This is a genomic window from Xanthomonas sp. NCPPB 3583, from assembly GCF_041475715.2.
GTDB classification, from domain to species: Bacteria; Pseudomonadota; Gammaproteobacteria; order Xanthomonadales; family Xanthomonadaceae; genus Xanthomonas; species Xanthomonas euvesicatoria.
The window spans coordinates 3,010,545-3,025,148 of the sequence record NZ_CM191263.1 but is presented as its reverse complement, the minus strand read 5'-3'; the positions used below and the strand labels follow the sequence as shown (position 1 = coordinate 3,025,148).

13 protein-coding genes and 1 tRNA gene are annotated in these 14,604 nt (G+C 53.9%); 13 read left to right on the top strand and 1 reads right to left on the bottom strand.

Annotated features, from left to right (window positions below; genetic code table 11):
• Positions 1-44 precede the first annotated feature (44 nt).
• On the bottom strand, positions 45-587 hold the full coding sequence (locus ACCQ07_RS13240; protein ID WP_372363382.1) for a GspH/FimT family pseudopilin: 543 nt from the start codon (positions 585-587) through the stop codon (positions 45-47).
• Between the two features lie 140 nt (positions 588-727).
• Here ACCQ07_RS13240 and uvrB point away from each other — a divergent pair, with 140 nt between their 5' ends.
• The 13 genes from uvrB to ACCQ07_RS13175 all read left to right on the top strand — a co-directional run bounded on the left by uvrB (position 728) and on the right by ACCQ07_RS13175 (position 14,522).
• Complete coding sequence (uvrB, locus tag ACCQ07_RS13235) at positions 728-2,749, top strand: excinuclease ABC subunit UvrB (protein ID WP_014090504.1); 2,022 nt, start codon at positions 728-730, stop codon at positions 2,747-2,749.
• Between the two features lie 98 nt (positions 2,750-2,847).
• Positions 2,848-2,922: transfer RNA gene (locus tag ACCQ07_RS13230), tRNA-Val, on the top strand.
• A 575-nt stretch (positions 2,923-3,497) separates the two neighbouring features.
• Complete coding sequence (locus ACCQ07_RS13225) at positions 3,498-3,740, top strand: hypothetical protein (RefSeq protein ID WP_029819735.1); 243 nt, start codon at positions 3,498-3,500, stop codon at positions 3,738-3,740.
• Positions 3,741-3,776: 36 nt separating this feature from the next.
• Positions 3,777-5,450 (top strand): type IV secretory system conjugative DNA transfer family protein, encoded by a 1,674-nt coding sequence (locus ACCQ07_RS13220; RefSeq protein WP_209261194.1) that lies wholly within the window; start codon positions 3,777-3,779, stop codon positions 5,448-5,450.
• A gap of 332 nt (positions 5,451-5,782) precedes the next feature.
• The gene (locus tag ACCQ07_RS13215) at positions 5,783-6,193 is read left to right on the top strand and encodes a TcpQ domain-containing protein (protein ID WP_005914237.1); all 411 of its coding nucleotides are present in this window, start codon (positions 5,783-5,785) and stop codon (positions 6,191-6,193) included.
• Between the two features lie 125 nt (positions 6,194-6,318).
• Positions 6,319-7,335, top strand: a complete 1,017-nt coding sequence (locus ACCQ07_RS13210; protein ID WP_011347914.1) for a VirB8 family type IV secretion system protein — start codon at positions 6,319-6,321, stop codon at positions 7,333-7,335.
• On the top strand, positions 7,332-8,099 hold the full coding sequence (locus ACCQ07_RS13205) for a TrbG/VirB9 family P-type conjugative transfer protein (protein ID WP_011347913.1): 768 nt from the start codon (positions 7,332-7,334) through the stop codon (positions 8,097-8,099). The genes ACCQ07_RS13210 and ACCQ07_RS13205 overlap by 4 nt, the downstream gene beginning before the upstream one ends.
• Positions 8,096-9,280, top strand: a complete 1,185-nt coding sequence (locus ACCQ07_RS13200) for a TraB/TrbI/VirB10 family type IV secretion system protein (protein ID WP_039416218.1) — start codon at positions 8,096-8,098, stop codon at positions 9,278-9,280. Before ACCQ07_RS13205 ends, ACCQ07_RS13200 begins: the two co-directional genes overlap by 4 nt.
• A complete protein-coding gene (gene virB11 / locus ACCQ07_RS13195) occupies positions 9,277-10,326 on the top strand; it encodes a P-type DNA transfer ATPase VirB11 (protein ID WP_170808609.1) in 1,050 nt (349 codons plus the stop codon). The genes ACCQ07_RS13200 and virB11 overlap by 4 nt, the downstream gene beginning before the upstream one ends.
• Before the next feature lie 57 nt (positions 10,327-10,383).
• Positions 10,384-11,199 (top strand): lytic transglycosylase domain-containing protein, encoded by an 816-nt coding sequence (locus tag ACCQ07_RS13190; RefSeq protein WP_071117583.1) that lies wholly within the window; start codon positions 10,384-10,386, stop codon positions 11,197-11,199.
• Between the two features lie 60 nt (positions 11,200-11,259).
• The gene (locus ACCQ07_RS13185) at positions 11,260-11,667 is read left to right on the top strand and encodes a TrbC/VirB2 family protein (protein ID WP_039416256.1); all 408 of its coding nucleotides are present in this window, start codon (positions 11,260-11,262) and stop codon (positions 11,665-11,667) included.
• Positions 11,660-11,971, top strand: a complete 312-nt coding sequence (locus ACCQ07_RS13180; RefSeq protein ID WP_039416223.1) for a VirB3 family type IV secretion system protein — start codon at positions 11,660-11,662, stop codon at positions 11,969-11,971. The genes ACCQ07_RS13185 and ACCQ07_RS13180 overlap by 8 nt, the downstream gene beginning before the upstream one ends.
• A gap of 97 nt (positions 11,972-12,068) precedes the next feature.
• A complete protein-coding gene (locus ACCQ07_RS13175) occupies positions 12,069-14,522 on the top strand; it encodes a VirB4 family type IV secretion/conjugal transfer ATPase (RefSeq protein ID WP_039416225.1) in 2,454 nt (817 codons plus the stop codon).
• The last annotated feature ends 82 nt before the right edge of the window (positions 14,523-14,604 follow it).

The window sequence follows — 14,604 nt, the reverse complement described above, 5'->3', positions numbered from 1 at the left end:
ATGTTCAAGAAGCCGCGACGTGTCGCGGCTTTTTGTTTGCCTGGTCATCGGGCTGCGCAGCTGGTAGGGCTGGTGTAGCGCACAGTGCGTGCTCTTCCGGAGTTGTTGACCACCACGTCAGCGAGTCGCCTAGCGCTGCTGCAGAGGCTGATGGTGATGTTCGTGCCGCTGCTGCGGCCGTTCGGCAGGAAGCGAACGATTGATCGTCCAGCTGTGCTGACGATATCGATGCCGCCGGTGGCGGAGTCTTGCTCCACTCGGACCACGGATGCAGCGTTTGGCGGCTGCCCATCGCGCCCTGGATCCTTAAAGAGAATCCATCCCTGGCTCCAGATGCGATCTGTTCGGCAACGTGTGCCATCCATGGAGGGGCAAAGGCTGACAGGCGCGCCTTGGGTGACGGCAAGGCTTCTGGCCATTGCAAGGTGCGCAGTTAGCAGGTGCACGCGCGTGGTCGCTCGCTGCCACTCGATGAGGCTTTTGAAGCTGGGCATGCCGATGGCTGCGCCGATTCCGATGATCGCCATCACGATGAGCAACTGGACTGCGGTGTACCCTCTCGCGCTCGAATAGCCTGCTGCATCCATTGCGCGTCTCCTTGAAGTGGAGCAAGCAGTCTCAACATTGGTTGCTTGCCAGGTAACGCTGCCTCCACTTGCATGGCTGTCAGGGTTCTACCGATGCTGGCCTCCGTAAATTCGTGCAGCCTCCCCCCGAGATCCGCTCCATGACCGACCGTTTTCAGCTCGTATCCCCATACTCGCCAGCGGGCGACCAGCCTGCCGCCATCGACAAGTTGGTGGCCAACTTTGAGGCTGGGCTGGCCAAACAGACGCTATTGGGGGTGACCGGTTCGGGCAAGACCTACACCATTGCCAATGTGGTCCAGCAGGTGCAGAAGCCGACGCTGGTGATGGCGCCGAACAAGACGTTGGCGGCACAGCTTTACGGCGAGTTCAAGTCGTTCTTCCCGCATAACGCGGTCGAGTACTTCGTCAGCTACTACGACTACTACCAGCCGGAGGCCTATGTGCCGTCGTCGGACACCTTCATCGAGAAGGACAGTTCGATCAATGAACACATCGAGCAGATGCGCTTGTCGGCGACCAAGACCTTGCTGTCTCGGCGCGATTCGCTGGTGGTGGCGACGGTGTCGGCAATCTACGGCCTCGGCGCGCCGGAGGACTACCTATCGCTGCGCCTGATCCTGTCGGTTGGCGAGCACATCGATCAGCGCCAATTGATCCGCCATCTCACCGATCTGCAATACACCCGCAACGAGTTCGAACTGACGCGCGGTGCCTTTCGCGTGCGCGGCGAGGTGTTGGATGTGTTCCCGGCCGAGTCGGATACCGAAGCCTTGCGCATAGAGTTGTTCGATGGCGACATCGAGCAGCTGACCTTGTTCGATCCACTCACTGGCGAAACCTTGCGCAAGTTGCAGCGCTACACCGTGTACCCGAAGACCCATTACGCCACCACGCGTGAGCGCACGTTGAGTGCGGTGGACACCATCAAGGAAGAGCTGAAAGAACGCCTGGAACAGCTCTACGCGCAGAACAAGCTGGTCGAGGCGCAACGTCTGGCGCAGCGCACGCAATTCGATCTGGAAATGATGGCCGAGGTGGGTTTTTGCAACGGTATCGAAAACTACTCGCGGCATCTCACCGGCAAGGCGCCCGGCGAGCCGCCGCCGACCCTGTTCGACTACCTGCCGCCGGACGCGCTGCTGGTCATCGATGAGTCGCATGTGACCATTCCGCAGATCGGCGCGATGTACAAGGGCGACCGTTCGCGCAAGGAGACGCTGGTGGAGTTCGGTTTTCGATTGCCGTCCGCCTTGGACAACCGCCCCTTGCGTTTCGAAGAGTGGGAGGCGCGTTCGCCACGCAGCATCTATGTCTCGGCAACGCCGGGGCCTTATGAGGTGCGCGAGTCTGCCGGCGAAGTCACGGAACTGGTGGTGCGCCCAACCGGTCTGATCGACCCGGTGGTGGAGATCCGTCCGGTTGGTACGCAGGTCGACGACCTCATGTCCGAGGTTCACGAGCGCATCAAGCTCGGCGATCGCGTGTTGGTAACCACGTTGACCAAGCGCATGGCCGAGAACCTCACCGAGTATCTGGGCGAGCACGGGATTCGGGTGCGCTACCTGCACTCGGATATCGACACCGTCGAGCGCGTGGAGATCATCCGCGACCTGCGCCTGGGCAAGTTCGATGTGCTCGTGGGCATCAACCTGCTGCGCGAGGGTTTGGACATGCCGGAAGTCTCGCTGGTGGCCATCCTGGATGCCGACAAGGAGGGCTTCCTGCGATCGACCGGATCGCTGATCCAGACCATTGGCCGTGCCGCACGCAATCTGCGCGGCAAGGCCATTCTGTATGCCGACAAGATAACGCGCTCGATGCAGGCGGCAATCGACGAGACCGATCGTCGCCGCGAGAAGCAGGTCGAGTACAACCTGGAACATGGCATCACGCCGAAATCCGTCGAGCGGCCGATCGCCGACATCATGGAAGGCGCGCGCGACGATGCGGCCGAGAAGAAGTCGGGCAAGGGTCGTTCGAAATCGCGCCAGGTCGCAGAGGAGACGCCTGATTACCGTGCCATGAAGCCTGCGGAAATCGCTGGCAAGCTCAAGAGTCTGGAACAGAAGATGTACCAGCACGCCAAGGACCTGGAGTTCGAGGCCGCAGCCCAGATTCGCGACCAGATCCAGAAGTTGAAGGCTGCCAGCTTGGGATAGGGCGGATGGCTCGCCCTGCAGACACGATAGGACTTGTGGTCGGTAAAACCCTGCGCTAGAATGCGCGCCCTGCACAGCGCAATGCTGACGCAGGATTCGGGCGGTTAGCTCAGCGGTAGAGCACTACCTTGACATGGTAGGGGTCACAGGTTCGAACCCTGTACCGCCCACCACTCTAAGTCCAGACGGTACAGAGGCTTGAGTGGTTTCAAGATCGGCAGCGACGTCTGCCATTGACCCCCAAAGCGACCCCGCGCAAAAGCTCTTGCAGCTTTGGCATGTGTCAGTTCGGGTCTGTGTTACTGGAATCACGGCCTTCCTGTGCTTTCATCTCTGCCTGTCTGCCTGTCTGCCTGTCTGCCTGTCTGCCTGCCTGCGCTGCGCGTTGCGTGTCGATTGGCAATGTTGAAGCATGTCGCTCGCATATGGATGTTGGCTGTCTTCGGTCAAAACGTCCCCAGCCAGGTGCGCGGCGATGCGGAATCGTGCCGCGCCATTTGTCTGATCTGCCCGTTTCGGACGATGCGCGATGCCATGGGCGTATCGCCCCCCCAGATGGACGAACTCCCAATGCCGCTCTCTTCCTCCCAAGCGCACCGAAAGTGCCTCGAGTGTCGGAAATAAGTGTTCAGTGCGGCTGTTTTGCGGGTTAGCGCGGCCCACCGCCGCCCGGTTAGCCGATACCGCTTTCACCGTCACACGTCTTGCTTTAGCATCGCCACCGCGCTGACGGAAAGGAAGGCTGGCGATGGACGAATACCAGCACACCGTGCTGACCAGGGGCGGATATCGTGTTGTGGCGATTACGCGTGACGAGGTGTACGCACCCGACGCCGTCGTGGCATACGCCGTCGTGACCGATGCGGGTACGCGGATCACGCCGGATTTGTCCCTGGACCAGGCCACCGTCTGGATCGATTCGCTGGTCGAGAGCGAGAGCGGCGGGCGCAAGTCCGAGCTTGTCGACCATAAGCCGGTCGTGCGTCGCTAGCCCGCCATCGTGATGCAAGCCTAAGGAGAAGGGCGCATGTCCAAACCCAAAATCATCGCAATTGCCACGCTGGTGGCGGTGCTAGTCGGATACTGCCTGTCTGGCTATCTCACCCTGCTGTTGCTGCGGCTCGACACCGGTCTGTACGGGTGGGACACCTACTACCGCTATTTCAGCGCGCTTGGGTTGCCCCAAGTGGCGCCTTACGCGACCAAGATCAAGATTGCGGGCGCGCTTGGATTCAGCCTGCCGGTGCTGGTCTGGGCGATTGTCGTTGTGCTCATCGTCAAGCCCAAGGCGCGCGCCCTGCACGGTGACGCGCGCTTCGCTGGCGCCGCCGACCTCTCCAAGCATGGGCTGTTCAAGCCCGCCGGAAACGGCATTGTCGTCGGCAAGTTCAATGGCAAGCTGGTGCGACTGAGCGGCCAGCAATTCGTGATTCTTGCTGCGCCGACGCGCTCGGGCAAGGGTGTCGGTGTCGTGATCCCGAACCTTTTGGAGTATCAAGAGTCGATCGTCGTCCTGGACATCAAGCAGGAGAACTTCGACCTGACCAGCGGGTGGCGCGCCAGTCAGGGCCATGAAGTCTTCCTGTTCAACCCGTTCGCCGAAGACCGTCGCACGCATCGCTGGAACCCGTTGACCTATGTGTCGAACGACCCCGCATTCCGCGTTTCGGATCTGATGAGCATCGCGGCGATGCTGTACCCGGACGGCTCCGACGACCAGAAGTTCTGGGTCAGCCAGGCGCGCAACGCGTTCATGGCATTCGCGCTGTACCTGTTCGAGAACTGGGACGAGGAGCTGTCGCTCGGTTTCCCGGGTGGGGCAGGGGCGCCCACGCTAGGCGGGATCTATCGCTTGTCCTCGGGCGACGGTACCGATCTCAAGAAATATCTGAAGTCGCTGTCCGAGCGGCGGTTCCTCAGCAGCAACGCCAAGTCGGCCTTTGCCAACATGCTCTCCCAGGCGGATGAGACCTTCGCCTCGATCATGGGCACCTTGAAGGAGCCGCTCAATGCATGGATCAATCCGGTGCTGGACGCCGCCACCAGTGCGGACGACTTCCTGCTCACGGACCTTCGCAAGAAGAAGATGACCATCTACATCGGCATCCAGCCCAACAAGCTGGCCGAAAGCCGCCTGATCATCAATCTGCTCTTCAGCCAGATCATCAACCTCAATACCCGCGAACTGCCCAAGTCCAACCCTGAGCTCAAATATCAGTGCCTGTTGCTGATGGACGAATTCACCTCGATCGGCAAGGTGGACATCATCGCGACCGCGGTAGCCTACATGGCCGGCTACAACATCCGCCTGCTGCCCATCATCCAGAGCATGGCGCAGTTGGACGCAACCTACGGCAAAGATCTGTCACGCACCATCATCACCAACCACGCCCTGCAGATCCTCTACGCGCCGCGCGAACAGCAGGACGCCAACGACTACTCCGAGATGCTGGGTTACACCACCATCAAGAAGAAGAATGTCACCCGAGGGCGGGAGACCACCCATAGCGTGTCAGAAGAGCGGCGGGCTCTGATGTTGCCCCAGGAGCTCAAGGCCATGGGCAACGAGAAGGAAGTGTTCCTGTACGAAGGGATCCCGCATCCGGTGAAGTGCGACAAGATTCGCTACTACGAGGATCGCTACTTCACTGCGCGCTTACTGCCAAAAACTGAAGTGAAAACGCTTACCATCAAAGTGTGATTGATGTCACATTTGCAGTGCGGTGCCTGGTGCGCAATTCTTGACGGATCTGCTTGTTAAGGGCAAAGTTAGCAAGAATCTGCGGTGTAGATAGATGGTCGTAGGGGAGCGGCGCCGGATGGGCCGTACTGGAGTAAGGCTATGGATGGTTTATCAGCGTATTCATTTTTCTCGGCAGCACGCACTCGCAACTGGGGCGACCCAGCGGGTGGTAGAGCCGCGAGAAACGCATCAATAACACGTTTCCTCCGGTACCCACTGGTGCGCGGAGGCTTAGTGCTGTCCGTCTTAAGCCCGAAATTTCATGAGTTGGAGAAGTCAGAGTGAATCCGATGTATGTGTCCAAGCTGTCGTTGGTGCTAGTGGCTGCAGCATTGGTAGGCGCGTGCGCGACCAAGCCTGCTCCTGACTTTGGTGGTCGTTGGAAGCACGTCAACCACTTTGACGAGGCGCCCACCGAAATTCCGCTCTACACCTCGTACACGTATCAGGCCACGCCCATGGACGGTACGCTGAAGACCATGCTGGAACGCTGGGCTGCGGATTCCAATATGCAGCTGTCCTACAACTTGCCATCGGACTACACCTTGATCGGGCCGGTTTCCGCAATCAGCACGACCAGCGTCCAACAGGCCGCAACCGAGCTGAGTGCCGTGTACGCAGCCCAAGGAGTTTCGGTGTCGGTTTCTGCCAACAAGTTGCTGGTCCAACCAGTGCCGGTGTCGTCTGGCGCCAAGCTCTAAGGACTGCCTCCTGCTCGATGCCTTTCAGGCATGGAGCCGGCGGTGTTCCTACCTTCTCAAGTACCCGCGACGCGTTGCGGCAATGGTTTCAGGCCTGACAAGGCCCCACGGTGACGGATCTAGACATGTTGCGTAAGAAGGTCAGTGAAAAGGACGGTTCCGCCCAAGTGGGTGCGGCCGTCCAAAAAGCGGTGAATTATGAGGTCAGCATTGCCGACCTCGCGCGCCGCAGCGAAAAGCGTGCCTGGATCGTGGCGACGCTGTCGATGCTGGTCACCGTCATGACAGCGGGCGGCTACTACTACATGCTGCCGTTGAAGGAGAAAGTGCCATATCTGGTCATGGCGGACGCGTATTCCGGTACCAGCACCATTGCGAAGCTTGAAGCGAATTTTGGTGGACGCATGGTCAGCACTAGCGAGGCATTAGCGCGCAGCAATGTTGCACGTTTCATTACATCGCGTGAATCGTTTGATGCCTCGACGATAGGTGACCGTGATTGGAACACTGTCGTTGCCATGGCTACAGGTAACGTTCTTGGTGAATATCGTGCGCTACATGCTGGAAATAATCCCGCCAGACCTTTTAATACTTACGGCACCTCTCGTGCTATTCGGGTCAATATTCTCAGTATTACGCTTATAGGAGGAAGTGGTAAGCCTTACACTGGTGCCACTGTACGTTTCCAACGAAATGTGTATGACAAAGCCTCGGCCGCGGCCACGTTCTTAGATAACAAGATCGCTACAATGGGTTTTGTCTATCAAGATAATCTTGAGATGAGTGATACCCTTCGGGTGGAAAATCCACTGGGATTTCGTGTCACAGATTATCGTGTGGATAATGATTATTCGTCTTTACCGGCAGCGCCCTCTTCGGTTAGCCCGCAAGCCCAAGTTGCGCCACAGATTGCAGCTCCTCAGCAGGCCGCATTAGGCGTAGTAGATCCAAACGCGGCCGCCGCAGCCGGGCAGGGTAGTGTTTCAGCCCAGCAGGGTGTTCTTAATCAACAGGGGATGCCTGTCCAGCAGGTGCCGCCAGGATATTCCAGCCAAGTGCAGCCGGCGAGCCAACCTCAGGCGCAGCCCGCGGTCCAATATCAAGGGATGCCGAACAATGTCAAAGGAGCTAGCGGTCGATGAAACCCTCTAAAATCTATGGGGCTGTATTGACTGCAGCGCTAATATTTCCCTTATGTGTGAGTTCGGTGAACGCTCAGGTCGTGCAGGAGTATGAGTACGCTCCCAATCAAATTTATCAGGTCCGTACTGGATTAGGTATCACCACTCAGATTGAACTCAGCCCGAATGAGAAAATTCTGGACTACAGCACTGGGTTTTCCGGAGGCTGGGAACTTACTCGGCGTGAAAACGTTTTTTATCTAAAGCCCAAGAATGTTGATGTAGATACGAATATGATGATTCGTACGGCCACTCATTCTTACATTTTAGAACTGAAAGTTGTAGCGACAGATTGGCAGCGGCTTGAGCAAGCTAAGCAGGCAGGCGTTCAATATAAGGTTGTTTTCTCCTACCCAAAAGACACAAGTTTTAATAACGTCGAAGACGCTGATGCGGCAAAAAATGGGCCATTGCTGAGTGCCAAAATCCTCAAGGATCGAAGGTACTACTATGATTATGATTACTCGACTCGAAGTAAAAAGTCATGGCTGATTCCAAGTCGTGTATATGATGATGGAAAATTCACTTATATTAATATGGATTTGACGCGCTTCCCGTCAGGAAATTTTCCCGCCGTCTTTGCCCGGGAAAAAGAGCATAGCGAGGACTTTCTTGTGAATACGACCGTCGAAGGTAATACCTTGATCGTTCACGGGACGTATCCTTTCCTGGTGGTTCGTCACGGCGATAATGTTGTCGGCCTGCGAAGGAACAAGCAAAAGTGAACTCAAATATTCCAAACAGCCCTGATGAGCGTTCTCACGACAACCGTGATGGCGATCAAGCCCGTAGTCAATATGATGAGCGCAGCAATCCCTACTTCGTTCGCCAGCAGGAGGGTGCCGAGCCGAATCTGGACGCGAATGAACCCGTACTGCGTTCCAATGACATCAAACGACTAAACCGCAAAGCGTTGGTTTTTCTTGCGCTAGTTGCTGGCTTGCTTCTTTTGGCGATATTTTGGTTGGCAAAACAGGGCTCTGGTGACACAGCACCAGTGAAGCCGCGAACTGAAACAGTAGTTGCGCCCGCCCTTCCTCAAAACATGACTACGCCAGTAGACACGGCGCCGGTACCTCTAGTGCAATCGCCTAGTATGCCGCCATTGCCGCCGATGCCCCCCGATGAGATCGAAACCACGGCGCCAGTCCCCGAACGCCCGAGGGCTCCAACGCTCCTTGAGCGGCGTATTCTTGCTGAGCAACAGTCTGCTGTTCCGGATAGTTCGGGTATTGCCGGAATTCCCGGGCAGCCCGAAGCGCAATCTGCAACCCCGCGCGATGAACAGGTGACACTGGCTAAGCCGATTAGTAATCCTGATGGGTTACTGGTTCGCGGCACCTATATCCGCTGTGTGCTGGAGACCAGGATACTTTCCGACTTTGGCGGATATACCTCCTGCATCGTTACCGAACCCGTCTATTCGATCAATGGACACAATCTGTTGTTGCCCAAAGGCTCCAAGATGTTGGGTGAATACAGCGCGGGGGAGCCAAGTACTCGGCGTTTACAAGTTGTGTGGGATCGAGTTACTACGCCGACTGGGCTTGATGTAACGCTTGTCGGCCCCGGTATCGATACTTTAGGCAGTTCCGGTCATCCCGGTCAGTATAACGCTCACTGGGGTAATAAAATTGCTTCAGCTTTATTTATAAGTCTTCTGAGTGATGCGTTTAAATATGCTGCAGCAGAGTACGGTCCTGAAACCACTACAATCGGCGTAGGCTCTGGCATAGTGACTCAGCAACCGTTTGAGAGTAATACGGCGCGTACCATGCAACAGCTTGCTGAGCAGGCGGTGGAGAAATCCGGCCGTCGCCCAGCAACGCTGACAATCAATCAAGGTACTGTTTTGAACGTGTACGTCGCAAAAGACGTTGATTTCTCAGCGGTGCTGCCAAAGTGAGTGCCATGACGATTGACGACTCTCCAACCGCGCGAATTTCAAATGATTTTCTGGATTACCAGTACTCTGTACTTGGCATTCTGGATTACTTGAACTCGCCTGAAGTTACGGAGATCTGCATCAATCGTCCGGGTGAGTTATATCTTGAGACGGTCAATGGTTGGCAGCGGATGGAGGTACCCTCGCTAACCTTTGATCGTGCTAGACAGTTCTGCACCGCGGTCGTGAACGAGAGTAATACTGGACAGCGCATCACCGATGCTGATCCCGTGGTTTCTTTGACATTTCCCACGGGCCAACGTGCGCAGTTTGTGATTCCGCCTGCCTGCGATGCCGGTAAGGTCTCGATTACGATTCGCTTGCCCTCAAAGCACACGAAGACGCTTGAGCAATACTCAAGTGACGGGTTTTTCGATCAGGTGCTAGAGGAGGCTGCTGATGTAAGCGAGCATGATCGCGAATTGCTTGAGTTACGTCGAAATAAAAACTATTCCGAGTTTTTTAAGAAAGCAGTGCTTTATAAAAAGAACGTAGTCGTAGCCGGCGCGACCGGCAGCGGAAAGACTACTTTTATGAAGGCTCTTGTGAACCACATCCCCAATGAAGAGCGTTTGGTTACTATTGAAGACGCCCGGGAGCTATTCATCAGTCAGCCTAACTCAGTGCATCTGCTTTACTCGAAGGGGGGGCAGAGTGCGAGTAACGTAACGGCTAAGAGCTGCATGGAGGCCTGTTTGCGTATGAAGCCTGATCGGATCATTTTGGCAGAATTGCGTGGCGATGAGTCGTTCTACTTTATTAGAAACTGTGCATCTGGCCATCCTGGCTCCATTACAAGTTGTCACGCTGGTAGTGTTGAGCAAACTTGGGACCAACTAGCGCTGATGGTGAAAGCATCGAACGAGGGTTCCGGCCTGGAGTTTGAGGTAATCAAGCGTTTGTTACGTATGACCATCGATATCGTAGTACATATCAAGGCGCACGCAGGGCGCCGTTTTATCACCGGAATCGATTTCGATCCTGTGAGGACGTTGCGAGGTGGCTGAATTGCTGCCAATGATTGATGTCGATCTGGCCTGGAGGAGAGGGTGATGCTGCCTGGCATGGAGTTAATGGGCTGCACGGGACTTGCCGTGCCCGGAGAAGTTATGCAGCATGTCGTCCGCGTTGAGTCTTCGCTTAATCCATATGCTATCGGTGTTGTCGGTGGCCGTCTGGTGCGCGAGCCTCGCGGTCTTGAGGAAGCTGTAGCCACGGCTAAGATGCTGGAGCAGAAAGGCTTTAATTTTTCACTGGGACTTGGCCAAGTCAATCGTTACAACCTGCAAAAGTATGGTTTAACTAGCTACGAAATGGCATTTGCTAAGTGCCCCAACCTAGTGGCCGCCTCTAAAATTTTGGCCGAGTGCCACTCACGTTCGGGCGCGAACTGGGGTAAATCTTTTAGTTGTTACTATTCTGGTAACTTTGAGACCGGCTTCAAGCACGGGTATGTGCAGAAGATTTATGCGTCCATCCGAGAGTCAGTTGGATCTTCGGGAGTGAAGCCTATTGCGGTAGTTCCAAATCGAACAATCAAGATGCGTGCAGAAAAGCCCCTGCAACAGGCTTTTACCGAGTTGGCAGATGCTGTCGTGGCTCGACGGATTCGAGACATTGCAAATCCGCAGACACAGGTTTCACAGCAAGGTCCTATGATTGCATCACCCACGCCAGTAGGTCAGGGGCCATCGGCATCTCCGCTTCCGCCTGCCGATGACGCATTTTACGTGGTTAAAGCGACAGGACAGGGTAAGGGTGTGGCTGTACCTGCTGGCTTAGAGAAAGCTTTTACTGCAACAAACCAAGCGCCAGCCAGTGTGGCGCCGGCGCAGACGAGTCCTAAAAATCAGCAAGTCGATACTGCGTTTGTTTTTTAACCAGGATGGATAATTTGCCTAGGATGGGCCAATAGACCCCCCGCTCTAAAGGAGATGAAAATGAAATTTGAAATTGACAAAAAGGCAGCAGCCGATGCAAAGATGATCGGGATGCAGGCATTGAAGGCTCTGGTTTTTACATCGGCACTGCTTGTAGCCGGCGGTACATTTGCTCAGACCAATCAATTGGCAAATACAGACACTAAGGTTTGTGGTTTCTTAGGGAATGTGAACAGCCTACTTACAATGGGTTCTGTTGCTGTAGTGACGATTGCTGTGATTGTTGCAGGCTATCAGATTGCATTTGCTCATAAGCGTATTTCCGAAGTTTCTCCAATTTTGATTGGTGGTGTGCTTATTGGTGCAGCGGGACAAGTTGCCAACATGATCATCGGCGACCGCGGAAGCAATACATGTAAAGGGGATGCGGCTGCGGCTCTAATCCAGTTCATTCAATACTATGCATAAAGATGTTCTTTTTCGCGGCTGTACGCGCCCAGCCATGTTTTTGGGAGTGCCTTATATCCCATTCTTCATCGGCGCCGGTGGAGGACTGCTGCTGGGAATGTACATCAACTTTTGGTACCTGCTGACTATTCCTGTCATTATCTTTGTGATGCGGCAAATGGCGAGGCGGGACGAGATGATTTTTAGATTGATGGGGCTGCGCTTGCTGTTTCGTATGCGTGTTCGTAATGTGCAACGCTACTCCGGGATGTGGGTGTTCAGTCCTAACGAATATCGTAAAAATCCTCCCGGAAAACGTCAGTAAAATTATCAACTACCCACCCCGTCTGAATAGATCGCACGGGGTGGGTAGTTTATTTTATCAAACCCTTGCGACGCTCTCTTCTTAACCTGGTAATAAAATGTTTAGCCCAGATAGCCCGATCAGTGAATTTGTCTCGGTCTCTACTCATGTCGCTCCTTCTGTTCTGAAGACGACTGGGGGTGATTATTTGTTGATCTGGCATCTAGCTGGCCTACCTTTTGTCGGCCGGGATGAGTTCGAGCTTGAGCAACGCCACAACACTTTTAATCGATTAGTGCAAACGCTGCGTGCCCCAGATTTTGCAAATGTAGCGTTTTGGGTGCATGACGTTCGTCGCAGGCGCAAAATTAACGACTCCAGTCGGTTCAAGCAATCTTTCAATCAGGCATTGTCCGATGATTATTATGCGGCTTTGTCGGGGCAGAAAATCATGCAGAACGAGTTGTACTTCAGCATGATATATCGTCCCGTTCTTAGTGGGAAACGCTTGGTTGAAAAATCCAGCGATCCTAATAAGATCAGGGTTGAAGAAGAGCAGGCTATTGCCAAGGTGATTGAGCTTGCTACCAATGTTGAGGCGGTATTGAAGGATTACTCTCCCTATCGCCTGAGTATGTACGAGGCAAAAAATGGCATTGTCTTCTCGGAAAGCCTTGAGTTTCTTGGTTATCTATTGAATCGAATTGATGAGCCTGTACCGGTTTTGCAAGCGCCAGTGTCGGCTTATTTGCCAGTTAGTAAGCACATGTTTGCTAATAAAACCGGTGATTTCGTAATTCGCACGCCAGATGGCATCAATCACTTTGGTGCGATCCTTAATGTCAAAGAGTATGCTGATGGCACGTATCCTGGCATTCTTAATGGTCTAAAATATTTGGACTTCGAGTATGTGATCACGCATTCTTTCAGTCCAGTAGGCCGTCATGATGCCCTAAAGGTGCTTGAACGCACGAAAGGGATGATGATTTCGTCAGGTGACAAATCTTCTAGTCAAATTCGCGACTTGGATTTGGCGATGGATGATGTGGCATCTGGTAATTTCGTTTTGGGTGAGTACCACTTTACTCTTGCAGTCTACGCAGATAGCCAGGAAAAACTCGCAAGGCAGATTGCAACTACAAGAGCAGAGCTCTCTAACGCTGGTTTTGTTTCTTCAAAAGAAGACCTGGCAATTGCTTCTTCATTTTATGCCCAGCTGCCTGGTAACTGGCGATTCCGTACTCGTATTGCCAACCTTAGTTCGCTTAATTTTCTTGGCCTTTCACCGCTACATAATTTTGCTCAGGGCAAACAACACAACAATCCTTGGGGTGATTGTGTCACTACGCTGCAGACAACAAATGGTCAACCATATTACTTTAACTTTCACGCCACTCACCCCGCTGAAAATTCGCTAGGGGAGAAAGCGATTGCTAATACAATGGTGATTGGTAAGTCAGGCACCGGTAAAACCGCGCTTATCAATTTTCTGCTGAGTCAGGTGCAGAAGTTCGATCCAGTACCAACGATTTTTTTCTTCGATAAAGACCGTGGTGCGGAGATCTTCGTTCGTGCTTGTGGGGGTAACTATCTAGCGTTAGAAAACGGAGCGCCGACTGGTTTTAATCCTTTTCAGTGCGAACGCACCGAGGCTAATACCCAGTTTCTGGCAGAGTTGATCAAGGTTTTGGGTGGGAAGCCTGAATACAGCTCGCGGGAAGAGGAGGATATTTATCGTGCGGTAGAGGGCATGTTGGATACTCCTATGCACTTGCGCAGCATGAGTAACTTTAGGAAGAGCCTGCCTAATATGGGTGATGATGGTTTATACGCCCGCTTGCGTCGCTGGACTGCTGGTAACTCGCTAGGTTGGGTCTTCGATAATCCGGTGGATACAATCGATCTAACACGTGCTTCGATCATCGGCTTCGACTACACGGATGTAATCGATAACGCTGAAGTGCGCGTGCCTGTGATTAATTACTTGCTTCATAGATTAGAGGCGCTAATTGATGGGCGTCCACTAATCTATGTAATGGACGAGTTTTGGAAAATTCTGGATGGTAAGGGAGGTTTGAAAGAGTTCGCTAAGAATAAGCAGAAAACCATCCGTAAGCAGAATGGCTTGGGTATTTTTGCCACGCAAAGTCCAGAAGATGCTCTAGCCAGCGATATTGCTGCGGCGCTGATCGAGCAGACCGCGACCATGATTCTCTTACCTAATCCCAACGCCAGTCGCGACGATTATATCGAAGGACTCAAGCTCACTGATGCCGAATATCAGGTTGTGGTCTCATTGGATGAGCGGTCGCGCTGCTTCTTGGTCAAGCAAGGGCATGCTTCAGCTGTATGCCAGCTCAACTTGCGTGGAATGGATGATGCGCTCTCCGTGATTTCTTCTTCCACTGACAATATTGAGATTATGAATCAGGTCCTTTCGCGCAAGGCAGGTCAGGTAGGCGTGAGTGTTGATCAACTCGCGCCCGAGCAATGGCTGGAGGATTTTTATGCTAACCGTAAGGGTTCTGGTAAGCGAAAGTCGAGCAAGGATAGCGTCGAAGATAACGCATGATTTCTGATTTGATCCGGCCTACTATTTATATAGGTTGGCGCTGGTTTGCAGAAGATGGTGTGGCTTGCCCCTAGAGCGTGTT